This window comes from Thermococcus indicus (genome assembly GCF_006274605.1).
In the GTDB taxonomy this organism is placed as follows: Archaea; Methanobacteriota_B; Thermococci; order Thermococcales; family Thermococcaceae; genus Thermococcus; species Thermococcus indicus.
In genome coordinates, this window is the sequence record NZ_CP040846.1 from 845360 (window position 1) to 868347 (window position 22988).

The following is a 22988-nucleotide window of genomic DNA, read 5'->3' on the forward strand; positions in this document are numbered from 1 at the left end:
CGCTGCTCCATCTGGGGGAGGTAAATGGTCAGGTTCCTAATAAGACTCCAGCCGGAGAATGAGCCGTTCAAGGTTCCCTTTAACCACCAGCACAAGCTACAGGGCCTGATCTACAGGAGGATTGGGCGCGTTAACCCGGAGCTGAGCCTCAGCCTTCACCCGCCGAAGGTGCCCAAGCTCTTCACCTTCTCGCTCTTCATGGCAGAAAAACGGAGATTCGAGCGCGGAAAGCCTTATTTCCTCGGTGAAGGCGGGGGTTTCTTTTACTTCTCAACGGCAGTTCCCGGGATAGCGGAGGCATTCATAGGTGGACTTCTACAGAAGCCCGAGGTCGAGCTCTGGAACGAGAAGTTCGTTGTCAAGGAAGTTAAATCCCTGGCCGAGCCGAAAAAGCTGAGCGGGAAAAAGTTCGTAACGCTTTCACCGATAGCGGTAACCACTAAGAGGGTTCAGTTCGGAAAGCCCAGGAGCTACGACCTGAGCCCTTCCGAGCCAGAGTTCTACGAGCTAATACGGGAGAATCTCCGCGAGAAGTACCTCGCGATATACGCCGAGAGGCCGCCCGAAGAGTTCGAGATGAAGGTGCTCAACGCCAAGCCCAAGCGCTTTGAGGTCAAGCCCGGCATCTTCCAAGTGGCATGGCATCTGGTGTTCCGCGCAAAGGGCGACGAGGGACTCCTGAAAGCTGGCTACCTGGCCGGCTTCGGGGAAAAGAACTCGATAGGCTTCGGGATGGTGAAGATTGATGGGAGGAGAAGAGCTTAGGTTCACGGGCAACTGGTTCGTAGATGCCGGCATTTTGGGTTTCTTGAATTTGATGGAAGAAGTTTACGGCTGGGACCTTGAGGAGCTTCAGAAACGAATTAATGAGAATCGGGAGAAGGTCTATTATGGGTATTTTCCGCTGGCTTACTTTTACAATTTAGCCCCTAGGAGCCAAGAGAACAAAAGGATTCTATCTCAGGCAATTAAAGAAATTGAAACCTTTGATGGAGATAAACACGAGTTGCTGGAGCTGATATGGTGGAAATATATAGCCCAGCTATTTACTAACGTGTGGATTAGGAAGAAGCTTGAGATGATGCACGAGAAAGACTTAAAGAACAAAAGCGGGAAAATAAAGGATCCATACAATGATAACAGGTATGTAGAATTCGTAAAGAAGCGCGAAGAGCTCCTTAATGTAGTTCTTAAAATGGAAGGCAATCCCATCAAAGAGAAGAAGTGTGCCGATTCAATTAAGAAACTTATTGGAAAAAGAGAAGTGATTAAAGATGGCAACCACAGATTGACCCTGAAAGATTTTGAGGAACTGATTAAGCTATTCTCTGAGTCCTCAAGCCCACTAAACGAGTTACTCGAGGAGTGTAAAGTTAAGACAGAGGAAGCCATTGAAATTCACAAGAAGTTGGAAGAATATTTGATGAAAAAATGGAAAGAACTCTCATCGAACTCATTCGTGGAATATGGAAGTGAAAAGCTAAAGAATTCCTCAAAATTTTATAGATTGCCAATAGACTCCAGCTTTTATCACAATTACCAGTTCTTTAATCAAAGCAAGGGCATCATCGAACAGTTCAGAGCGTTCAGGGATGTCCTTGATGGTAAAATCCACCACATCTCCCGAGATGTTTCCAAGTTCCTTCCCTCAGACAATGAATTCCCAAACGTGTCCTATACCAAGTTCAACATAAAACCTCTCCAAAAAGTGGTTGAATATTTGCCTGTGTATCTAATTTGCGTGGATAAAGGAATGATTGACGTGAATTATAGTGATATCGGGAAGATATTGTTCTATGGGAGTGACCTAAAGTTTGCCTACACCGTAAACAGAAAATTAAAGGAGTGGCTAAAAACACTGCAGGATAAAAACTCGATTTTCAGGCTAACGTGGAGGGCAGTTATAGACACAATAGTGGAAACAAAATCAAGTTACTATCTCGAAAATATGTATATAATTCAACTTAACCGCAATGAAAAGGGCCAGATAATAATACCAACTCAGCAAACTTTTGTAAAAGTTGAGTACCTCGGTATTCCCAAGCTCCACGCCTCGATAATCCTCGACGACCAGATAAGGGAGGCACTTAATACCCAAATGCCCATTGACATTCTGGATAAGTCCAAAAACAAACCTAAGGACAAATTGAAGTGGAGCGACTTCAAAAAGGCTTGGTTACTTGAGGTATTTATCTCTCAGAGACCAATGTTCCCAGTAGTTCTAAGGCATTCTAACTTTTACCTTAGAATTGGAAAGAAACCCCTTTTGACGTCAAGCCTCTACGCCCTGGCAATAGACGCGGAACTCAGAAAACCCATGGGTGCTGGCATTTTTACGTGGGAGTTCTTTGAACGTCCCAAGAGTGCAGTTTCAGAGATAAAGGAATTTTACAACGACATGCAGATGGCTTTGAACGTAATAAAGCGAATCTCTGGGCAAATACGCGGAAAAGACATCCTGCCCCAGCTGTTTTCTGCCCTGAGAAGGCACAACAGAAACGCCTTTGTCAATACGCTCCTCAAGGCACTCTTGAAAGCTAATGATAAACAGGCGGTCGCTCTAATCAACTCCTACCTCTTCAAACATGTTTTGAACAACGATTCCTCATGGGAGGATTTTGCCCTTGCCCTTGTTATTGGTCTTGCCGGAGGTGGAAGCAGTGGGGAAAGTTGATGACCCCACCCTACGAGATATTAAGAGATTGAGCGGTGAAGTATTAGGTAAGGTCAGCTCCGACAGTTACAGACAGAAGCTCGTCTTCGACCTGTTAAACGCGGTTAAAGCTAAAGACCAGAACAGGTTTCTCTGGATTCTACTAAGGGCAATCAACGCCCACTCCAAGGACACGTCAGAGAATGTCAAAAAGCTCTCTTCCGTGCTCATGGAGGTCTTTCCTTCTTCGGAGTCTGATTTTGAAAAGATCGCTTATTCCATCATACTTGGGATAATGGGAGGTGGTAGGGAATGAGTAGGTTCCTCGTTATGGATGTCGTTTTCTACGGCAGTTCGCTCAACTACGACCAAGGGAGCGGGAATTACCAGGAGCTGAAGAAGATAACCCGCTGGGACGGGAGACAGTACACGTTGGTGAGCAAATACGCCCTTAGATACAGCATGCTCAACGACAGCGGGGTTTTTGGAAGGGAGCTCGCACCGGGGGAGGTCTTCATAAAAGACACCGGAGAGAAAAGTAAGGGAGATGTCTTCAACCCCAAGCCGGACGTTCTCTTCAGCGGGGAGATACTAAAGTATCCCGAGTTCGACCTTTTCGGATACCTCATTACAAAGTCAGAGCCAACTCAGTCGAGAACAGCCCCAGTCAGGATAAGCCACGCGGTTTCAATGACGCCGTTTTACTATGACTCCCACTTCAACGGGAACCACTGGATAGCTCAGAGGGCTTTAAAAGCAGGGCTTACGACAAAGCTTGAGCCGAACCTGTTCACGGTGGAAGAGCACTACTCCTATTACATCTACACCATCGTCGTTGACGTTGATAACGTGGGAAAGCTCTCAGTGTTCACGACGAAAATGGATGATGTTAAAACAGTCCTTGACAACCTAAAGGCTAAGGGGGAAAATGCAAAGAAGATTGAGGAGTACAGAACTTTCTTCGAAAGCAACGGCAAAGGAAAGAAGAAAGGAAACAAAGAAAGCGCCTTAGTTAATCCACTAACTCTCAACTCTGCTGAGGGAAAACTTGAAATTGCCGGCGTTGAATTGGAGGAACTCAAAATAATCCCCATAGTGGATCCAACGAGCAACAAGAAAGAGGTTAAAGTTAGTCTCTATGAGATTCAGTTTGACCTCGGCGAAGAAGCAAGGAGAGAAAGGGTTCTCAAGCTTGTCAAGGCCGTTTTGAACCTCAAGAGGAAAATAAAAGGACGCACTGAGTTTCTTGCTCCAGAACTTCTGATTCTTGGAATCTACAAGGACAAACCCTACGACTCCTTCAAGAACAGGATTCAGCTTCTCGGCGAATTTGAGGAAGAAGAGTACGTTGAAGTAGAAGAGAAAAACGGGAAGATTGTCAAGAAAATCAGGAGAATAACAACTGGTGAGAATGGTACTGAGGAATACATTGAGGAAATCGTTGAAACCAAGCCAGAGAACTCCGGCGAAAAAACGGTTCAGGTTAAGAGAAGAAGGAGTGTATCAAGAAAAAGAACTGCTATCTTCGAGATAACTGGTATTTCGAGTAGTACCCCAATATATGAATACTACAACGATGACACAGTAACAAGCACAAAGGAGAAAACTAAAGAACATAACAGTGGTAGTAATGATAACAAAAAAGAAATTCATCCTATTTCTATGGACAGGATACTAAATCTTCTTGGGGAACGCCTCTCCAACACCACTAAAGAGCCCCAGCAAGAAATTTTCATCGTTAAATCCTCGAACGTAGAGGTAAGGCTCAAGTGATGGCTATGGCTGGGAAAACCCTCCTCATTGAACTCTTCCAGCCCTTTGCCCAGTATCGCAATCCTTTCACCTTTTACTACGCCCAGACCTACCCATTGCCACCGAAGTCAACGATAATCGGTATGCTCCAGAACGCGCTCAACGACTGGTATGGTCATGGAGATGGTCATAGAGAGGGAGTTGAGAAGTGGTGGTCACTAAAGGTCAGCGTTCACGGTGGCTTCGAGAGCGTTTTCTGGAACTACCAGCAGCTGATAAAGGCCACTAAATCGGGAATTTCCCTCGTCCGCTTCAGGGGTAGGCCTGTGCTCTGGAATCAGGGCAGACCTCTCTACGGCTTTTCTCTGACATCTCAAAGAACTCCGGTTTCCCAGCAAGAACTCTTCAACGGCTGGCTTTACATCCTCCTCAAGCATAAAGACGAAGAATTTCTTGAGAAAATCAAGAACGCGCTTGAAAGACCAAGGAAAGTCCTCTCCCTCGGAAGGAGTGAGGATATCGTTTTCATAAGGAATGTTCACTTCGTTCGGGAAAGCGAGACAAACTCTGACAATGCCAGAGAAATCGGCGTTATATACCCCACCTACGTTTATGTCAAAAATCCAGAAGAAGCTCTGGCAAGGCAGGAGTATCCAGTCTATTATATTCCTATCAAGGTCATCTTCAAGAACAACGGAAATCCCGTTAGACACAAGGCGGAGATAAGCAAGAAAACGTTCAGAGACGTTGAGTTCAAGCCAGTAGTCCACGTCGGTCCTTGGAAATACTTGGAGCTCAAGCAGGAAGTTACTTTTGAGGAGTACCGGTTAGGTGAAGTTATTTTGAGGATCCCTAATGGAAAGGATGTCAGCGGGTGGTTGTAATGCCCCAGATGACACTTGATGTGTACTATCAAAAATCCCTTCAAAAGGAGGAACCCACTTCTAAGGTTCCTAACAGTGAGAAGGTGGAACTTTTGAGAAAAATACTCGCGAAGAGCAAGCGCGAGGAGGGCAAAGATGATAACTTCCCACCCTATACACTCGTCGGCCACGTTATATTGGCTTTAAACCGGTGTGTTGAGCTTGAGAAGTTTATATCAAGCCTTGAAAACATCAAATATCCTCGTTTTGCGAACCCAGAGGATAGATATATTTTCTTCAAGAACCTTGCGAAGGCTATAATAATTCACGATCTTGGAAAGATAAGCCTCGACTTTCAAAAGAGGCTCTACGCTCCAGATAAGGTTCCCCACGAGATTTGGGGGCTCCTCAAGGAGAGCAAGGGCGTTAAAACCTACGGCAACCACGAGTTGTTTTCCCTCCTCTGGAGCTTCGCCCTTTTGGGAAACAGCAATGAAGATGCAATGATTAGAACCGCTGTGCTTCTCCACCACTACAACGAGTTCTTCTCTCAGGAAGAGCCAAGAATAACCAAAATAATAGAGGGTGACAACTCTAACGAGCTAAAATACCTTGAATTTCTACTTTGCAAGAGAGACAAGCTTGAGGCTCTTCTCATGGCTTATCTCGAAATAATAAGAGACAAATTTAGTGCAATCAGCTTTATAGCAGAGGCTGCTGACGAGCTCATAGACAGCATGGACTTCTCAAGGCTTGAACTCCTAAAGGAACAGATGGAGACCTTTGGGATCAACCCATCCAGAGAGTTCCCCATATATAATCCAAGAGAACAGAAAACCAGCGTGGACTTCTTAGTCTTCCTTGGCATGCTGAGAAGGTGTGATTACTCATCGAGCGGGGACTTTTACGTTGAGGTCATCGATAACTTGGAGGCTATCTTTGGAGACGTGGACTCAAAAATCAAGAAGAAGATAAGAGCGAAAGCAGGAACCACCTTCAAAGGCCTCTGGCAGGAAGAGCTTTTGAGAAAGTACAACTCTGACTATCTTGCCGTTATAGCCCCAACGGGCTCGGGGAAGACCGAATTGGCTGTTCTCTGGGCGAAAAACAGGGGAAAACTCGTGTATACCCTCCCGCTTAGAGTGGCCCTAAACGACCTCTATAGACGCCTGGCCAAGGAGTACTTTGATGAGGAACACGTTGGGTTGTTGCATTCAACCGCTTTCATGGAGTACGTAGAGGGCTCAGGCAAAGAAGTCGACGTCGAGAAAAAGGTGAACGCCGCGAGTTTGCTCGCAATGCCGGTCATGCTATCAACACCTGACCAAGTCTTTCTCACAGGACTCAACTACTATGGGGCCGACAAAGTGATTTCAGTTTATCCAGAATCAGCGATAGTCGTTGATGAAGTTCAGGTATATACTCCTGAAATGGTCTCAGTCTTCCTCAGAACCCTTGACCTGATAATGCAGGCAGGAGGAAAGGTTCTCTTAATCACCGCGACCCTACCACCTCATATAAGATGGTTCCTATCGGGTTTCACTGAAGATGATGCCAAAAAGCTTAGAATCAACACTGACAGGCTTCCAAAACCACTTTTCAATTTCAAAGTCTTGGACGTCGCCGAAGAGTTCAGGGGAAAGGAGGAGAACGTTAAGAATCTGAAGATTAAAAGGCATAAGCTGGATGTCATTGAGGATAAAGTGATGTTTCAATACATCAATGAGAATGGAAAAATGTCTCCTACGGTAGGACCAGCGGCTTTCAAAGAAATACAAGAGCGCCTTGAAGAGTTCAATAACAATGGCCTTAAAGCTGTCATGATAGTCGTAAACAACGTGAAGAAGGCCATCGAGCTGTGTAAATCCTTCACAGAGACGAGTAATGAAGAACACAGGGAAACCAAGGAAATCAAATGCGGGAGCTGGAACAACTGGGATATCTACCTTCTTCATTCAAGGCTCCCAGAAAAGAGAAAACAACTCATCATAGGAGAGGTAAAGAAAATTCTCAACGAATACAAAGATAGAAAAGAAATAGACAGGCCAATTCTCTTAATAACAACTCAGGTTGTTGAGGCTTCGGTTGATGTTGACTTCGATGCGATGATAACGGAAATTTCTCCCATAGACAGCCAAGTCCAGAGGTGGGGTAGGGTCTACAGGAACAGGGGAGGAAAGCACTACAATGAGTACATAAAAGAGATTAGAGAGAAAAACAAAGTTGAGGAGAACCCAAATGGAGAAATCCCGCCGAACATAATTGTTTTCCTTGGAGATGAAATCGATAGAGGAACCACCACCGTTTATGGCAAAGGAATCGGTAAAGATGTCCTTGAGAAGACAAAAGAAGTCCTTAAAAAACTCGATGGAAAACTCCTTGGATACATTGAGGAAAGGAATGCTATTGAGGAAGTATACAGCGGGGAGATTCTTGGGGAATACATAAAACAAGTTGATGAACTCTATAACAAGCTCGACTACTTCACCCTCGAAAAGAAGAGCGAAGCCCAAAGAGTCTTCCGGCAGATGGCAGGGATGTACTTTGTCGTCCCCTCTCTGATGAAGAAGTTTGGGGATGAAACCGCCAAGAAGTTCGGTGAGTTCCTCAGCGAACCTGAAAACCGCAGGCTTAGCTGGAAAGATGTTGTAATCGGAGTCTATGGGCTTGAGGAGGAGCCTCCGCAGGAGAAAGAAAAAAAGGAGGAATGGGAGAAAAAACTGAAAATAGGAAAATGGAAGCTCAAAAAGATCCTCCAGGAGTACTCGGTGAACGTTCCGCTATGGTTCGTTCTGGAGGACTTCAACCTTCAACATGCTCTCAACGATACCTTCAAGGGCTATCCAGTGGTTCTAACATGGGGCAAAGACAATGCCGAGAAGCTCTGGAAGTTTGGAGTTGATGAAGTCGTCGGTGACCTCGATGCAGAAGAGGATGTGCTGTGAGCTACAACAAAAACTATAAAATTCATTACACAAAATACTGTTACAGGTGAAGGTGTAATGAAGGCACCCTTTGTCTACGGGAGGAAAGTGGGCAGGGAACACTTTGCGGATAGAGAGGAAGAGGTTGAGAGGCTCAAAATAGCCATAATAAGCGGTCAGAACGTTATCATATATTCACCAAGGCGCTATGGGAAGAGTTCCCTCGTCGGCATTGCTCTGGAGGAACTTGGGGAGAAGGTGTACCCAATAGAAGTCGACTGCTCGGGGGTCCTCACCAAGAAAGAGCTTGCCGAGAGAATAAGCTCGGCAGCGATAAGAACATGGAAAGGACGGATAGAAGAGTTCCTGAGGAAGTTGTTTAAAACAACAACGCCCAGAATCACCATCGGGAAAAGACTCAGCGTGGAGTTCGTTGTGGGAGAGGAAAACACCGCCTTCGAAGAAGCTCTAAAGTTGCCAAAGCGTCTTGCGGAGATCACAGGAAAGAGGGTCGTGGTCGTTTTTGATGAGTTCCAAGAGGTGAGCAACCTTGGAAAAGAAGTTCTCCCAAAGATGCGCGCCGAGTTTCAGAAACATAAGGAAGTTACCTATGTCTTTGTGGGGAGCAAGCAGGGTATGATGCGCGAGATATTCCAGTCACCCAGCAGTCCCTTCTACAACTTTGGGATGCACATGATTCTCAAAAGAATCCAGGAGGAGAAGTTCAAGCCCTTCATTGAAAACAAATTCAAAGAGAGCGGGTTTGAGGTTGACGACGAGCTGATGGACTCCGTGCTGAGGATAACCAAAGGCCATCCCCACTACACGCAGATGCTGTGCTACCGACTGTGGTTAAACGCCCTCCTCTCGAAGAGGGGCAGTATATCCGAGGAAGACCTGGAGAAAGCCCTTGAAGAGATACTCAACGAAACCGCGGAGTTCTTTGAGGAAATGTGGGACTCCCTGACGATCAACCAGCGGAGGCTCCTCGTTGCGATAGCGCGAAACGAGAGCGACCTTTACTCAAGGGACTTCCTTAACCGATACGGCTTTGAAAGGGCTTCAACAGTCCAAGCGGCGTTGAGGGCCCTTAAAGAAAAGGAGCTGATAGTGCGGGAAAATGGAAGATACTTGATAGAAAATCCCCTCTTTGAGCTCTGGATACTTAAGGTAAGCGAGGGTTGAAGGATGGAGGAATACCCCCTCGACGACCTCCTCATCACCGGCACAGAAATCAACTACCTCTTCATCTGTCCGACGAAGCTATGGTACTTTGCCAAGGGCATAACGATGGAGCAGGAGAGCGAGTGGGTCGATCTCGGCAAATTCCTCCACGAGCGGCGCTACGGCAACGAGGAGAAGGAGGTCCAGATTGGAAGGGTAAAGATAGACTTCATCAGGAAGGGCGAAATCATAGAGGTTCACGAGGTTAAAAAGGGCAAGTCCATGGAGAAAGCCCACGAGATGCAGGCGCTCTACTACCTTTATTACCTCAAGAGGCTCGGCATCGAAGCGAAGGCGGTTCTCCACTACCCCCAGCTCAACGAGACGAAGGAGATAACCCTCGATGGCAGGGAGCGGGAAGTTGAAGAGGCCATCCAAGAGGTAGTCCGGATTAAATCCCTGCCCGCTCCTCCAAAACCGGTAAAATCAAAGAAATGCCGGAAATGCGCCTACTACGAGCTCTGCTGGGTCTGAGGTGGTGGTATGCGAAAGCGCTCCAAAACGATTCTCTCCGACGGAACCCTCTTCCGGAGGGAGAACACCCTCTACTTCCAGAACGCCAAGATGAAAAAGCCAAAGCCCCTTGTGGTAGAGGGCATCTACGACATCTACATCTACGGCCACGTGAACATAACATCCCAAGCGCTTCACTACCTCGCCCAGAAAGGTATAGCTGTGCACTTCTTCAACCACCACGGCTACTACGACGGCAGCTTTTACCCGAGGGAGAAGCTACACTCCGGAGACCTGGTTATCAGGCAGGTCGAGCACTACCTCAACCGCGAGAAGCGCCTCCAACTGGCGAGGCTTTTCGTCAAAGGCTCGGCCCTGAACATGGAAAAGAACCTGAAGCGCTGGAAGGTCGCCGATGGCTTCTCCGGCCTGCTGGAGGAGCTGTTTAGGGAGCTTGAGATGGCCAAGAAAATAACCGAGATTATGAACGTCGAGGCACGGATAAGGAGCGAGTACTATTCAAGATGGGACGAACACCTGCCTGAGGACTTCAAGATAGTCAAGCGCACGCGCAGGCCGCCGGAGAATGAGATGAACGCTCTTATAAGCTTCCTCAACTCAAGGCTCTACGCCACAATCGTTTCCGAACTTTACAACACCCAGCTCGTTCCGACCGTTAGCTACCTCCACGAGCCGGGGGAAAGGAGGTTTTCCCTGGCGCTCGACCTGAGCGAAATTTTCAAGCCAATCATAGCGGACAGGATAGCAAACAGGCTCGTAAAGCAAGGAACCATCAGGAAGGAGCACTTCCGGGGGGAGCTAAACGGGGTCCTGCTCACGAAGGAGGGCATGAGGAAGGTGGTCGAGGCCTACAACGATGAGATGAGGAAGAGCGTGAGGCACCCGAACCTTAAAACGAACGTTACGAAGCAGAGATTGATAAGGCTCGAAGCCTACAAGCTCATGCGCCACTTCGTTGGAGTCGGTAGGTATGACCCGCTGGTGGCGTGGTTCTGAGGTGGGGAAGATGGACTACCCAACCGAAATCTCGGAGTTCAACGAGCGGATAAGGAGCGCCGTCTCGGGAAAACCGCCGCTCGAGAGGAGGATATGGGTGACGTCGCTAAGCCACTGCCTGAGAAAGACGGCCCTTTCAATATACCTCAACACCTACAACCCCTCAAAGAGCTGGGAGGCGAGGATAGGCTCGGCACTCCATGGATGGCTCGGCGAGGTCGTTAAGGGGGCGGAGTTTGAGGTTCCCGTGGAGTACAAACTCAAAAACGGATGGACCCTCGTCGGAAAGGCGGACGCCGTTAAAGGCGACTACGTTCTGGAGTTCAAGTTCAAGGGCTTCGAGAAGAAGGGGGATGCCGAAAGCAAGTCAAGGAACAGGAGAAACCAGGACCTAGACCACGCCGAGCCCTCAAAGGAATGGGTGGAGCAGCTCAACGCGTATCTCGGAATGCTGGGGAAGGAAAGGGGGTACATATACATCTTCGACAGGAACGGCCTCGAATTCAGGATATTTCCGGTGGACTTCGACGAGAAGCTTTTCAGGAGGTTCATAAAACGGGCCGAGCGGGTAATTGAGGCCGTGGAGGAGCTTGAGGCAGGGAAGTTCCCGAAGTGGATAAGCACCGTCGGGAACAAGAGCTGGGTCTGCAACTCGTGCATTTTCAGGCCGATATGCGCCAGCATCGACCGGGAATGGTTGAAGCCTAAATAACGTCCCCCATCGGGTTCTTTTCCACCCCCATTACCTCCCTGGCCGGCATGGAGCGGAGCTTGTAGATGACGACAGAATCCTCTTCATCATCGATCAGCTCCCGGAGGGTGGCCTTTATCCTCTCGAACTCCGCTTTTGTAACTTCCCCCTCAAAGACGCTGTTCTGAACCCAGTGGAGGTGCTGACGCAGGAACTTCTTGACGTTATTGACGCGCTTCACGTTCACGTCGTAGACTATGACGACGTACATGGCACCACCAAAGAGGGTACAGAACCAGGGCTTTTAGGGGTTGCGATTGTGTCGTATCACGTTTAAATACCCAAAATTCACCGAAAATGGGTGTTTTAGGGACCTATCTAAAAACACCGCCCGCTCAGCGTTCGGGAAGTCTTAAATAACCATGTGTTAGAATGTGCCACATTGTTATTTATTCAGCCAACAAATATGACGAAATTTTTTCGGAATGGTCGGATGGGTCAGCAATGCTCCCAAAACTCCCTGCATCCCCATAAAAGAGGACATTCAAGCAGTTAGAGCTGTCTCGCTCTCGATTCCCTGAAATAAGAGCCTAAGAAGGCCCGGGAAATCACTGAGGGACAAAAACGGCAAGGACCAAAACAAAGCCCTCGCCACTATTATGGGCACGTATGGCGCCAGGGATGCCCGGATTGAAGACCCCAACATGCTTCAAGAAAACCCCTCCAAAGAAAGGCTTATAAGAACAAACGGGTTTTATTCCTTTATAGGGCAAAAGAGGGTAAAAGTCGCCCTGTTGCAATAAGACTCTAGGAGAATTGAAAGGCAGAAGAACGACTTCTATCACACCAACAACAACGGCGTTGCAATAAGACTCTAGGAGAATTGAAAGGACGGCAACCCGGAAATGGCAAGGGCTGACGTATGGAGTTGCAATAAGACTCTAGGAGAATTGAAAGACTTGAAGGCATTTGGTATCAGGGGCCCTCTTGAGGAGTTGCAATAAGACTCTAGGAGAATTGAAAGACATATAGAGTTCTTCTACCTGCCCGCTGGGCACATGGTTGCAATAAGACTCTAGGAGAATTGAAAGGAAACTGGTGGAGAGGCTGGGGCAACATCTGGATAATGTTGCAATAAGACTCTAGGAGAATTGAAAGACATCGTCGTGTATCCCTACCAAGCACAGGAGCAGGGTTGCAATAAGACTCTAGGAGAATTGAAAGCTCGATGGATCCGCCGGGAAAAATCGCAGGAATGAGGTTGCAATAAGACTCTAGGAGAATTGAAAGCTGATTGTCCCTTCATCATATGCCGTAAGATAAGCCAGTTGCAATAAGACTCTAGGAGAATTGAAAGATCCAAAATGCTTGATTTTGGTGGCTCTGCGTTCACGTTGCAATAAGACTCTAGGAGAATTGAAAGACGACTCTAATGCCTCGTGAGGTTCTGAAGGAGCACATTGTTGCAATAAGACTCTAGGAGAATTGAAAGGCCCTCCTCGTCATTCTCATTAGGATAATCACAGGTTGCAATAAGACTCTAGGAGAATTGAAAGACAACCTGCCAAGCGCGAGCGACCTCAACATTCAGGTTGCAATAAGACTCTAGGAGAATTGAAAGGTAGTAATCCTTAGCCCAAAGCTCAATCTCATAATTCGTTGCAATAAGACTCTAGGAGAATTGAAAGATAGCTACCTCCCAGATAAAGTCAAGGTTGCTGGGAGTTGCAATAAGACTCTAGGAGAATTGAAAGATCAATGCCTTTGTAGCGTACGCACTGACCGACAACGTTGCAATAAGACTCTAGGAGAATTGAAAGATACCTCGCTCTCCTTTTCAGGGGTGTTTGTGAGGGGTTGCAATAAGACTCTAGGAGAATTGAAAGAAATGATAAAAATCAAACAAAATCCAAAACACTCCTGTTGCAATAAGACTCTAGGAGAATTGAAAGCTGAAGTCTTTGTCGAGTGTTAATAAGCCGTGGGCGGTTGCAATAAGACTCTAGGAGAATTGAAAGAGCAATGTTACAATCAAACCTCGTCCTGTCGAGTTAAGTTGCAATAAGACTCTAGGAGAATTGAAAGGAGGAACTTGATTCTCAGCTCTATTTCTGGTATTTTTAGTTGCAATAAGACTCTAGGAGAATTGAAAGGCCTGAAGTTGTCGCGCTGTCCATGTTCATAATGAGGTTGCAATAAGACTCTAGGAGAATTGAAAGCATTATGGTAACGGACGTAAGGGACCATGTAATCACCGTTGCAATAAGACTCTAGGAGAATTGAAAGGACCTGGTGGTTTTCAGTTTCGCCGCTACAATGTTCGTTGCAATAAGACTCTAGGAGAATTGAAAGCCATATTCGAAGGGGATAGGGACGTTGTCCTCACGGTTGCAATAAGACTCTAGGAGAATTGAAAGTACACTGTAATGGTACACCTGCTGGACATCCTCGCGGTTGCAATAAGACTCTAGGAGAATTGAAAGAAGAAAGTCTCGTTTGAGGGGAGAGTTTGGTTATAGTTGCAATAAGACTCTAGGAGAATTGAAAGAGAAGAGTGTCCCTATGGAGATATTGGATTATTCCCAGTTGCAATAAGACTCTAGGAGAATTGAAAGCTCCGCTCCTCGTAGTAGAACGAAGCCAGCACCAATCGTTGCAATAAGACTCTAGGAGAATTGAAAGAAGTAGATGCTGATAAACTGGGGCTCCGATATGGATGTTGCAATAAGACTCTAGGAGAATTGAAAGTCATAGTTTCTCTTATAGTAACTGGCCCGGCCTCTGGGTTGCAATAAGACTCTAGGAGAATTGAAAGAACGTTGACATATAGCAGGGATGTACTGATGAGCCACGTTGCAATAAGACTCTAGGAGAATTGAAAGTTCAACGCGTTCGATAGAAAAGATATGGTTTTCATGGTTGCAATAAGACTCTAGGAGAATTGAAAGAGGATGGTCTGGATGAACTGCGGGTTGCTGATGGCCTGTTGCAATAAGACTCTAGGAGAATTGAAAGGTTCTCTACGACGATAAAGAAATCTCCCGCCTTCTCAGTTGCAATAAGACTCTAGGAGAATTGAAAGATCGTCATGGATGAAGATTGAGGGGTGAGTGTAAAGTTGCAATAAGACTCTAGGAGAATTGAAAGTTCATTCACAGGCAGTGCGGAATCCCACCACGTACCGTTGCAATAAGACTCTAGGAGAATTGAAAGCTAGCGGGAGGAGCAACATGAAGAGGAGCAGGAAAGTTGCAATAAGACTCTAGGAGAATTGAAAGAATTTGGGGCAGGGCTGTCAATGAGGACTTTGATGAGTTGCAATAAGACTCTAGGAGAATTGAAAGTGAGACCCTGGAGGTCAAGCAGCTCGAAGACGGCAGGGTTGCAATAAGACTCTAGGAGAATTGAAAGTTCGAGATCAAGCACGGGCAACACCTCTCCGCTCCTGTTGCAATAAGACTCTAGGAGAATTGAAAGATAATCAGGATTCCCCCAAAAACTGGCTCGCCGTGAGTTGCAATAAGACTCTAGGAGAATTGAAAGGCATCGAAACGTACTCGTAAAACCTGGCGGATGTGGAGTTGCAATAAGACTCTAGGAGAATTGAAAGCTCATCTTTGTATGCAAGAACCAAGGTAGAGGTGCCGTGTTGCAATAAGACTCTAGGAGAATTGAAAGGGAGTAAATGCCCCACGGGAGCACGATGTGAGGGTGCGTTGCAATAAGACTCTAGGAGAATTGAAAGATGTAAAGATAGCCTTAGGCGCGACCCTCTCCACGGCGTTGCAATAAGACTCTAGGAGAATTGAAAGACGCTCCCCTTCTCCCAAAAGGTAAGCCGGCAGTTTAGTTGCAATAAGACTCTAGGAGAATTGAAAGTCAGAGGTATGACGTAGTATGGCTCAGCGCCCGTGAGGTGTTGCAATAAGACTCTAGGAGGATTGAAAGAGGAACGTCATGAAGCCCTTGGTTGCGGTCCTGGCGGTTGCACTACCCCCTCTGCGCAAGCTCCATCTCAAAGACCCTATCGAAAACCGCCTTGTGGTTTCCGAAGGCCTCAAACATTCTGCCGGAGTAGTTCTCGGAGGCGGTTTCGAGGAACAGCCGCAGGTTTCTGCTTATCTCGTCGCTCATGGGGACGTGGAGGGGTGAGGGTTCGTAGTAGTTGAACGCCGCGTGAAGGAGGACTATCATGTCGATCTCGACGCCACGCTCCAGGAGCCTCTTCCTGCCGGCGTCCTTTCTGAGGTCCGTTATCCTGTAGCCGCTTCTCGTCTGCTCATCGTAGGGCACCCCAATGCCGTAGATGCCCTCCACCCTTGGGTCATAGACAAGGACCTCGGTTCCGCCGACGATGTAGAGCTTTCCGTCGCGAACCTCAACGACGGTGTTCTCGGTGCTGAGGACCGGCAGACCTTTGGCCATCGCAAGAACCGACATGGTGCTCTTCCCTGTGTGAGGATAGCCAACGAAGAGCACCGCCTTCCCGTTGGAGGCCATGACGCCTACGGAGTCGGTTATGAACATCCTGCCAGCTTTGGCCGCGGCCCTCGCGGACGCCTGGAGTATGAAGAAGATGGGCGCCTCGTTTCCGTAGGCGGACGGGACGCGTGATTCTATCTTGTACTCGTCGCGCCCCATGTGGTCATAGACCGCACTGAAGACCCTGAACTCGTCGCCCTTAAAGCGCTCCACCACGACGTGAGGCTCTCCTGAGCTCTCCTCGACATCCGGAAGATAACGCCGCGCAAAAACTCCATTGAAAGCCCTCTCAAAGCCATCATCAAGTTCCCCGCTGAAATGAACGTTCACACCGCCGATTCTCATGCCCATTGGCTCCCCCGGTATGGGCTGGATGGGGGGATTTATAACTTTTCCGTGCGAAGCTGCACCCGCTGAGTGGTGCACATTAACACGGAGATGAAAAAACATCCCGGAAGGAACCCGAAAGAGGAGACAGAACACAGACCAAAACGGAGAAAAGAATGGGACCCTCACTCGAGGGCCGCGAGGAGCTTCTCCATGAACATCTTCTCGGGATAGGCGCCCTCGAACTGGACCTTGTCCTCGCCATCGACGATGATGACAATCTTCGGCACGGCCATGACGCTGTACTTGTCGGCCCACTCCGGGTACTCGATGGCCTCGACCATGTCGCCGAGTATCTTGCCCTTGCCGGCGTTGGTGTTCTCGATGGCGAACTTGTGGGCCATCCTGACGGCGAGCGGGCAGTACGGGCAGGTCGGGGTGACGAAGACGAGTATCCTGACGTCCCTGTCAACCTTCGCGAGCTCTTCCTTGCTCTCCGGCATCAGGTCGGTTGTCGCGTTGCTGACATCGACGATGCTCTCGAGGAAAGCGCCGAACTCGTGGCCAGCCGGAAGGCCGAAGAACCTGACGCCCATGTCCTTGCCGTCCTGGGTGAGTGTGATGGCCGGGGCGCGGTCGATCCTGTACTGCTCGGCGAGCTTCCTGCCCTCCTCGGTGTCGAAGTCGTGGAACTCATAGGTGAGCTTGTCGCTGAGCTCGCTGAGCTCCTGAACCAGCCCTTTGAGCTGGTCGCAGTACTGGCAGTGCTCCTTGCCCGTGAATCCGATAATCTTAACGGGGTTTGTCATCTTGGAAAAGAACTCCTCCCTGATGACCTTCTTATCAGCGTCGCTAATCAGTCCCATCTCCAAACACCTCCATAGCTAAAGGTTTATAACGTTTTGAGCACAATACCACGTGGAGTTTAATCTCCAGGTTTGCAACCTAAGGTTGAATGTTCACTATATAAGCTTTGCGTCACAGATTTGGGTGGTGTGGGTCATGACTGAACCGGACATCTTTTACATCCTGGGGAACAAGGTGAGGCGCGATCTGCTCAGCCACCTCACCTGCACCGAATGTTACTTCAGCTTCCTGAGCAGCAAGGTTAGCGTTTCTTCGACGGCCGTCGCAAAGCACCTTAAAATCATGGAGCGCGAGGGTATATTGAAGTCCTACGAGAGGGAGGGTCCGTTCATCGGCCCGGCCAGAAAATACTACGATATAGCCATATCAAAGACGTACGTTGCCACCGTCACGCCGAACCTGTTCTGGTACCGCGGGCTTGACTTGGGGGGAGAATCCCTGGAGAAAACAAACATAGACCTGTCCCGCATTCCCAAGGATCACGATTCACTCCTGGGCATGGTTCACTCATTCCATGAGCTGACTTCGGAGCTTGAAAAGGTTCTCAAAGCCCTTCAGGCGGTTGAGAGCAGGCGCGAGGTGCTCATGAGGCAGATAAAGGAGCGCTACCTCAAGGAGATCGGCGACATGACCCAGCTCGCGATACTGCACTACATCCTCCTCGTCGGGGAGGCCACCGTTGACGAGCTCAGCGACAGACTCAACCTCAAGGAGAGGGAAGTCCTGGTCAAGGCCCAGGAGCTGGACAGGTTCGTACCGTTAATAATAAAAGACGGCACCATTAAAATTGACGAAGAAAGGCTCAAACAAAAACTTGGCGGTGAAAGCGATGCCAGAGAGGATTAAAGTCATCGTGAACGAGGACCGGTGCTACCTCTGCGGGGGCTGCGCCGGTGTCTGCCCCACCCTTGCAATTGAGGTCCACTCCAGCGGCTGGGAGTTCCTCCAGGACAAGTGCATAAGCTGCAGGATATGCATCAGCGCCTGCCCCGTTGGAGCGCTCAGCGCCGAATCCCTGGAGGTGAGCGAATGAAGGAGATGAAATACGACGTCGTCGTTGTCGGCGCCGGAATCGCCGGGCCGATAGTGGCGAGGAACGTTGCCAAATCAGGTTATTCGGTTCTGCTCATCGATAAGAAGCCCGCCATCGGCACGCCCAAACAGTGCGCCGAGGGCATAAGCATAAAGGTCTTTGAGAAGTACGATATACCCTACGACAGGCGCTTCATCAACCGCGAGATTTACGGAGCAAAGCTCTACTCGCCAAGCGGCTACGAGCTTGAGCTCCGCTATAAAGAGGCCAGTGGCGTTATCCTCGAGAGGAAGGTCTTCGACAAGATGCTGGCCTACTACGCGGCGAAGGCCGGCGCCGACGTCCTTGCCAGAACCGAGGCGCTGGACGTCATCAGGAAGGACGGGAGGATAGCCGGCATCAAGGCCAAGCACGAGGATGAGACGGTTGAAATTCATGCCGATGTCATAGTCGCGGCGGACGGTGTGGAGAGCACGATCGCGAGGAAGGCTGGCATAAACACCTATGCTCCCCCGCATGAGTTCGACTCAAGCTACGAGTACGAGATGCTCATCGAGGGCTACGACCCGGACCTGATACACCTCTGGTTCGGCAACGAGGTTGCCCCGAGGGGCTACGTCTGGGTCTTCCCTAAGGACGAGGACAGGGCCAACGTCGGAATAGGCATCAACTCAGACAACCCGCAGACTGCCAAGTACTACCTCGACAAGTGGCTGAAGGAGAACAACATCCCCGCGAAGAAAATCCTCGAGGTGAACGTTGGCGTTGTTCCGGTCGGCGGCTTCGTCAAGGAACTCGTCAAGGACAACGTTCTCGTGGTCGGCGATGCCGCCAGGCAGGTAAACCCGATGCACGGCGGGGGAATGGCCGAGGCCATGGAGGCCGGAACGATAGCGAGTAAGTGGATAGTCAAGACCCTCGAAGAGGAGAACCTCGCGCTGCTCAGGAACTACACGACCGAATGGTGGGAGACCGACGGAGAGAGGCTTCAGAAGGTTCTCAAGGTCAGGAAGGTCACGGAGAAGCTCAGCGACGAGGACCTGGACCTCTTCATCCAGATACTCAGCGGCGCCGACGCAGAAAAGATAGCGGGCGGCGACTACGGGGAGGTTATCAGGGCGCTCCTCAAGCACCCGAAGGTCATCCTCAGCCCGAGGAGAATAAAGCTCCTCAGGGAGCTTCTCTGAGCCTGAATCCCTTTCCCTTCTTCCTTGAAAACACCACTATTTCTCTCGCTTTCCCGATGCTCAGGCTTCCCCAGGGGGAGTGTAGGTCTTTGGAGTTCTCGATGAAGTAGTAAAGCTCCACGTCGCCGGAAACTGTTTTTCTAAAGGCCAAAACGTCTGGGAGCTCGGCTATCTCCTCACAGGTTCCGTCAGAGCATTCCAATGGCTCTCCGTCGAGTCCCTCGCCAAGCTCAAGGGCGAGAAGCCAGGCAGTTTCATCGATCGAAGCAGGGTATAGCGTGTAGAGCCTCCTGACGGCCTTCAAGAGAACGGGAAAGCGCCTGTCTCCCTTGTCTATCCCGTAGCCGATGCTCCTCAGCGGATCCCTGACTGGCCTCCCATGGAGGGCGTTTCTGAGCTGGACGACGCGGTTGGCCCAGACCATCGTCGGTTTCGGTTCGCTGAGGAGTGAGAAGCGCCTGTCAATGGAAAAGCCCCTCTCAGGATTCAGTTCCCTGAGAGGAGAAAGCCAGAGGTCAAGTTCTGGTTCGCTGACCAGGAGGTGGCCGGCTTTGAGGACGTCGAGCCCCTCAAGGAACAGCCGGTAGGAGCCCTCGATGATATCGTCCCGTCCAAGGGGGAAAGCGTAGAGGCTCGCGTCAGCCAAACCGAGGACGAACGTCGACTGAACCTCAAGAAGGCTCGCCAGGGTTACCTCGTCCAGCCTAACCTCATCCCTCAATCTCTCCAGGAACTCGCGGGCATTGTCGAGCAGAACTTTGGCGGTCCTTTCCCACTCCTCCATGGTAAGAACTCCGCAAAAGGGAAGATAAGGCTATCGCTTCCTCCAATCCCTGCAGTTCATGTCAACGCATATCTCGTACTCGCGGCCCTTCTCGCGTATCTTGACCACCGGCGCGCCGTTGCAACAGGTTTTGCCCGTTGGAATTATCTCGCCGCGCTGGAGGAGCGGATAGGTGACGTTGCACTCCGGCCAGTTGGAGCAGCCGACGAAGCGCTTGCCCGTCTTCCGGTTGTACCGCACCACGAGATCGCCACCGCACTTGGGACACTTACCTATCACGAGGTGCTCCTTCCTCCGCGCTCCCCCGTCAACGGCCTTTTTAACCGCCTTCTCCTCTTCCTCGCTGAGCTCCTTTACCGCGCCGGCCTTTCTGGCTGCCGTTTTTGAAGTGGTCGCTCCGGTTCCGGTCGTCTCCATGAGCATCTTTCCTATGTCGAGCTCCTTCTCCTTGAAAACCTGGAGGATTTTAATGAGCTGGTTCTTGCTCTCCTCGATGACGCCCTCCCTGTCGGCCTTCCCGGCCATAATCTCCTCCATCCTCTCTTCGAAGGCCTTCGTCAGCTCGACGCTCACTATGTCGGGCACGTTCCTTTCCAGGGCCTCAACGACGCGCATGCCGAGCGGGGTTACCTTTATCTTCCGCTTGCCCTCGATGTAGCCGCGGCTGTAGAGGGTCTCCAGAATCTGGGCGCGCGTTGCTTTGGTCCCTATGCCAAGGTCCTCCATCCTCTTGATAACCGCCGCGGGTGAATAGCGCGCGGGGGGCTTCGTCTTCTTCTTCTCGCGCTTTATCTGGATGACATTTACCGGTTCGCCCTCCTTGAAGGCCGGAAGGATCACCTCGTCGAACTTGACGTACTTGCCGTAGACCTTCAGCCAGCCTTCCTTCACGGTCCTCGCCCCACCCAGGATGAAGCGGTGGGAGTTGGAGTCTATGACCACCTTCATTATCTCCCTGACGGCCGGCTCCATGAAGAGGGCCAGAAAGCGCCTGACCACGAGGTCGTAGATGTTCTGCTCATCCTTCGTGAGGTCACCGGGCTTCGGCAATTCGCCAGTTGGATAGATTGCCGGGTGGGCGGGGTCGTCCTTCTTGCCCTCGACGGGCTTGAGCCTCTCCTTACCCAGGAGCTCGTGGGCGAAGGGCTTGTACTCCGGCAGCTTGGCAAGGTTCTGGAGAATGGAGCGGAAGTTGAGGTTCTTGGGGAGCTTCTGCGAGCTTGTCCTCGGGTACGATTGTAAACCCCTCTCATACAGCTTCTGTGCAATTTCCAGCGTCTTCTTCGGGCTGTAACCGAAGGCGGAATAAGCTTCCCTCTGAAGGGTTCCGAGGTCGAAGGGCACCGGCGGATTCCTCTTCTGCTGCTTGACCTCGACCTTCTCGACGAAGGCCGGGCCCTTCCTAGCCTCCTCAACGATGCGCTTCGCCTCATCCTCATCGAGTATGCGCTCCTTCTCATAGGCCGCCGTGTACTGCTCCCCATTCTTCTCGAGGAGCATCTTTATTACCCAGTACGGTGTGGGCTTGAAGTTCTGAATCTCTTTCTCCCTGTCAACCAGAAACTTAAGCGTCGGCCCCTGAACGCGGCCGGTGGAGAGAACCTGCCATTTGCCGCTGGCGCGCTTTATGGCGGAGGTGAGTGCCCTGGAGAGGTTCACACCCCAGTACCAGTCAAGGACGTGGCGCGCTATTCCGGCATCGGCCATTCCGAAGTTTATCGTCGGTTCGAGGTTGTACCATGCCTTCAGAAGGTCCTTTTTGGTGAGGGCGGAGAACTTCATTCTCTTCGCCCTGGAGGGGTCGACGCCGCAGGCGTACTTGAGGGCGGTGTAGCCGATAACCTCACCCTCCGTGTCATAGTCGCAGGCCACCACGAACTCGTCAGCCCTCCTGGCAAGCGTTGCCAAAGCTTTGATGTAGTCCTTGGCGTAGCCCTTGCCCTTCTCGGCGACATAGACAGGTACCCACTCGATATCGAAGATGGGGTAACCGTAGGTCTTCACCTTGGGGGCGAGGGAGAAGAGGTGGCCCACGGCGGGGGCTACTATTATCCTCTCTCCGTCGCGGGTGAACTCGTAGTAGCCTACCTTTCCTATCGTTTTTCTCACGGGTTTGCCTTCCGCCAACGCATAGGCGATTTTGCGGGCAACGTTGGGTTTCTCGGCTATGATGAGCGTGACCATGACGACACCTTGAGGCGATTGGGGAATCAGCTATAAAAATCCTGCGGAGCAAGCTTTTGGAAAGGGCTTGCCACGAACCTTTGGCGAAGATTTTCCTAAAAGCCCCAGCGAAAAGCTTAATAAGGAACCCCCCCATGCACCTACCGCGGGCATGGGGCCGTAGGGTAGCCTGGTCCATCCTGCGGGCTTTGGGAGCCCGTGACCCGGGTTCGAATCCCGGCGGCCCCACCATAAGAAACTTTGCCTGCGCAAAGTTTCATCAAAGTTGGTGATTCCTTTTGTGGTGGTAGTTTTTGAGTTGGGGTTTCTCTTCGAGTCTCCTCTTTGAATGAGTGAATCCTTCTCGATGGTTCCTTTTTGCGGGTTCAAATCTTTTTGCGCTCCTTTGGAGCGCGATTCTAAGTAGAACCCACATGGAAAATGCTTCAGTTCCTTGGATTCAACCCCAAGGGATTAGTTTAAATTTGAAACCCCTCACAAGAAAGCCCCAAAGAGGAATCACAAACTTTTGGTGAAGCTTTTTCCAAAAGCTTCCTTCGCAAGCGCT

At 50.0% G+C, this 22988-nt stretch carries 18 protein-coding genes, 1 tRNA gene and 1 CRISPR repeat array; of the genes, 14 read left to right on the forward strand and 5 right to left on the reverse strand.

The features are described 5' to 3' along the window. Positions 1 to 24 precede the first annotated feature (24 nt). Genes cas6 through FH039_RS04670 form a run of 10 tightly spaced genes read left to right on the forward strand, consistent with a single transcriptional unit; the run spans position 25 to position 11598 of the window. Positions 25 to 765 (forward strand): CRISPR-associated endoribonuclease Cas6, encoded by a 741-nt coding sequence (gene cas6, locus FH039_RS04625; protein ID WP_139680379.1) that lies wholly within the window; start codon positions 25 to 27, stop codon positions 763 to 765. Continuing rightward, a complete protein-coding gene (locus FH039_RS04630; RefSeq protein WP_139680380.1) occupies positions 746 to 2674 on the forward strand; it encodes a hypothetical protein in 1929 nt (642 codons plus the stop codon). The genes cas6 and FH039_RS04630 overlap by 20 nt, the downstream gene beginning before the upstream one ends. Then, on the forward strand, positions 2661 to 2969 hold the full coding sequence (locus tag FH039_RS04635; RefSeq protein WP_139680381.1) for a hypothetical protein: 309 nt from the start codon (positions 2661 to 2663) through the stop codon (positions 2967 to 2969). Before FH039_RS04630 ends, FH039_RS04635 begins: the two co-directional genes overlap by 14 nt. Beyond that, positions 2966 to 4426 carry a type I-B CRISPR-associated protein Cas7/Cst2/DevR gene (gene cas7i / locus FH039_RS04640; RefSeq protein ID WP_139680382.1) on the forward strand — a complete coding sequence of 487 codons (1461 nt, stop codon included), beginning with the start codon at positions 2966 to 2968 and terminating at the stop codon, positions 4424 to 4426. Before FH039_RS04635 ends, cas7i begins: the two co-directional genes overlap by 4 nt. Beyond that, a complete protein-coding gene (gene cas5b, locus FH039_RS04645) occupies positions 4426 to 5289 on the forward strand; it encodes a type I-B CRISPR-associated protein Cas5b (protein ID WP_168188370.1) in 864 nt (287 codons plus the stop codon). Before cas7i ends, cas5b begins: the two co-directional genes overlap by 1 nt. Beyond that, the gene (gene cas3, locus FH039_RS04650) at positions 5289 to 8213 is read left to right on the forward strand and encodes a CRISPR-associated helicase Cas3' (protein ID WP_139680384.1); all 2925 of its coding nucleotides are present in this window, start codon (positions 5289 to 5291) and stop codon (positions 8211 to 8213) included. Before cas5b ends, cas3 begins: the two co-directional genes overlap by 1 nt. A 57-nt stretch (positions 8214 to 8270) precedes the next feature. Next, positions 8271 to 9377, forward strand: a complete 1107-nt coding sequence (locus FH039_RS04655; protein ID WP_139680385.1) for an AAA family ATPase — start codon at positions 8271 to 8273, stop codon at positions 9375 to 9377. A gap of 3 nt (positions 9378 to 9380) precedes the next feature. Then, entirely contained in the window at positions 9381 to 9890 is a 510-nt protein-coding gene (cas4, locus tag FH039_RS04660) for a CRISPR-associated protein Cas4 (RefSeq protein ID WP_139680386.1), read from the forward strand. A 9-nt stretch (positions 9891 to 9899) separates the two neighbouring features. After that, complete coding sequence (gene cas1b / locus FH039_RS04665) at positions 9900 to 10886, forward strand: type I-B CRISPR-associated endonuclease Cas1b (RefSeq protein ID WP_139680387.1); 987 nt, start codon at positions 9900 to 9902, stop codon at positions 10884 to 10886. A 10-nt stretch (positions 10887 to 10896) separates the two neighbouring features. Beyond that, the gene (locus FH039_RS04670; RefSeq protein WP_139680388.1) at positions 10897 to 11598 is read left to right on the forward strand and encodes a CRISPR-associated protein Cas4; all 702 of its coding nucleotides are present in this window, start codon (positions 10897 to 10899) and stop codon (positions 11596 to 11598) included. Here the strand turns inward: FH039_RS04670 and cas2 are convergent. The 3 genes from cas2 to pdo all read right to left on the reverse strand — a co-directional run bounded on the left by cas2 (position 11591) and on the right by pdo (position 17252). Beyond that, positions 11591 to 11848 (reverse strand): CRISPR-associated endonuclease Cas2, encoded by a 258-nt coding sequence (gene cas2, locus FH039_RS04675; protein ID WP_139680389.1) that lies wholly within the window; start codon positions 11846 to 11848, stop codon positions 11591 to 11593. The two genes, FH039_RS04670 and cas2, sit on opposite strands and share 8 nt — an antisense overlap. A gap of 522 nt (positions 11849 to 12370) precedes the next feature. Beyond that, positions 12371 to 15525: a CRISPR direct-repeat array (repeat unit 30 nt; unit sequence GTTGCAATAAGACTCTAGGAGAATTGAAAG). Between the two features lie 42 nt (positions 15526 to 15567). Next, positions 15568 to 16410 (reverse strand): hypothetical protein, encoded by an 843-nt coding sequence (locus FH039_RS04680; protein WP_139680390.1) that lies wholly within the window; start codon positions 16408 to 16410, stop codon positions 15568 to 15570. 161 nt (positions 16411 to 16571) lie between these two features. Then, positions 16572 to 17252, reverse strand: coding sequence for a protein disulfide oxidoreductase (gene pdo / locus FH039_RS04685; protein WP_139680391.1), 681 nt, complete (start codon positions 17250 to 17252; stop codon positions 16572 to 16574). Positions 17253 to 17388: 136 nt separating this feature from the next. On the opposite strand from pdo, the gene surR reads away from it, so the two are divergent. From surR to FH039_RS04700, 3 genes are read left to right on the forward strand one after another with little or no spacing between them, the layout of a single operon-like run. Continuing rightward, on the forward strand, positions 17389 to 18099 hold the full coding sequence (gene surR / locus FH039_RS04690; RefSeq protein ID WP_139680392.1) for a sulfur metabolism transcriptional regulator SurR: 711 nt from the start codon (positions 17389 to 17391) through the stop codon (positions 18097 to 18099). After that, positions 18083 to 18286: a DUF362 domain-containing protein gene (locus FH039_RS04695; RefSeq protein WP_139680393.1), complete on the forward strand. Its 204-nt coding sequence runs from the start codon at positions 18083 to 18085 to the stop codon at positions 18284 to 18286. Before surR ends, FH039_RS04695 begins: the two co-directional genes overlap by 17 nt. After that, positions 18283 to 19473 (forward strand): geranylgeranyl reductase family protein, encoded by a 1191-nt coding sequence (locus tag FH039_RS04700; protein WP_139680394.1) that lies wholly within the window; start codon positions 18283 to 18285, stop codon positions 19471 to 19473. The genes FH039_RS04695 and FH039_RS04700 overlap by 4 nt, the downstream gene beginning before the upstream one ends. Here the strand turns inward: FH039_RS04700 and FH039_RS04705 are convergent. Both FH039_RS04705 and topA read right to left on the reverse strand, forming a co-directional pair. After that, a complete protein-coding gene (locus FH039_RS04705) occupies positions 19457 to 20257 on the reverse strand; it encodes a hypothetical protein (protein WP_139680395.1) in 801 nt (266 codons plus the stop codon). The two genes, FH039_RS04700 and FH039_RS04705, sit on opposite strands and share 17 nt — an antisense overlap. 30 nt (positions 20258 to 20287) lie before the next feature. Continuing rightward, a complete protein-coding gene (gene topA, locus FH039_RS04710) occupies positions 20288 to 22441 on the reverse strand; it encodes a DNA topoisomerase I (protein WP_139680396.1) in 2154 nt (717 codons plus the stop codon). Between the two features lie 153 nt (positions 22442 to 22594). Here topA and FH039_RS04715 point away from each other — a divergent pair. Next, positions 22595 to 22672 (forward strand) — tRNA-Pro (locus FH039_RS04715). The last annotated feature ends 316 nt before the right edge of the window (positions 22673 to 22988 follow it).

Bases quoted from the DNA above. Each gene is read 5' to 3' on its own strand.
- cas6 (WP_139680379.1), top strand. From the start codon at position 25: ATGGTCAGGTTCCTAATAAGACTCCAGCCGGAGAATGAGCCGTTCAAG.
- FH039_RS04630 (WP_139680380.1), top strand. From the start codon at position 746: ATGGGAGGAGAAGAGCTTAGGTTCACGGGCAACTGGTTCGTAGATGCC.
- cas7i (WP_139680382.1), top strand. From the start codon at position 2,966: ATGAGTAGGTTCCTCGTTATGGATGTCGTTTTCTACGGCAGTTCGCTC.
- cas5b (WP_168188370.1), top strand. From the start codon at position 4,426: ATGGCTATGGCTGGGAAAACCCTCCTCATTGAACTCTTCCAGCCCTTT.
- cas3 (WP_139680384.1), top strand. From the start codon at position 5,289: ATGCCCCAGATGACACTTGATGTGTACTATCAAAAATCCCTTCAAAAG.
- FH039_RS04655 (WP_139680385.1), top strand. From the start codon at position 8,271: ATGAAGGCACCCTTTGTCTACGGGAGGAAAGTGGGCAGGGAACACTTT.
- cas4 (WP_139680386.1), top strand. From the start codon at position 9,381: ATGGAGGAATACCCCCTCGACGACCTCCTCATCACCGGCACAGAAATC.
- cas1b (WP_139680387.1), top strand. From the start codon at position 9,900: ATGCGAAAGCGCTCCAAAACGATTCTCTCCGACGGAACCCTCTTCCGG.
- FH039_RS04670 (WP_139680388.1), top strand. From the start codon at position 10,897: ATGGACTACCCAACCGAAATCTCGGAGTTCAACGAGCGGATAAGGAGC.
- cas2 (WP_139680389.1), bottom strand. From the start codon at position 11,848: ATGTACGTCGTCATAGTCTACGACGTGAACGTGAAGCGCGTCAATAAC.
- FH039_RS04680 (WP_139680390.1), bottom strand. From the start codon at position 16,410: ATGGGCATGAGAATCGGCGGTGTGAACGTTCATTTCAGCGGGGAACTT.
- pdo (WP_139680391.1), bottom strand. From the start codon at position 17,252: ATGGGACTGATTAGCGACGCTGATAAGAAGGTCATCAGGGAGGAGTTC.
- surR (WP_139680392.1), top strand. From the start codon at position 17,389: ATGACTGAACCGGACATCTTTTACATCCTGGGGAACAAGGTGAGGCGC.
- FH039_RS04695 (WP_139680393.1), top strand. From the start codon at position 18,083: ATGCCAGAGAGGATTAAAGTCATCGTGAACGAGGACCGGTGCTACCTC.
- FH039_RS04700 (WP_139680394.1), top strand. From the start codon at position 18,283: ATGAAGGAGATGAAATACGACGTCGTCGTTGTCGGCGCCGGAATCGCC.
- FH039_RS04705 (WP_139680395.1), bottom strand. From the start codon at position 20,257: ATGGAGGAGTGGGAAAGGACCGCCAAAGTTCTGCTCGACAATGCCCGC.
- topA (WP_139680396.1), bottom strand. From the start codon at position 22,441: ATGGTCACGCTCATCATAGCCGAGAAACCCAACGTTGCCCGCAAAATC.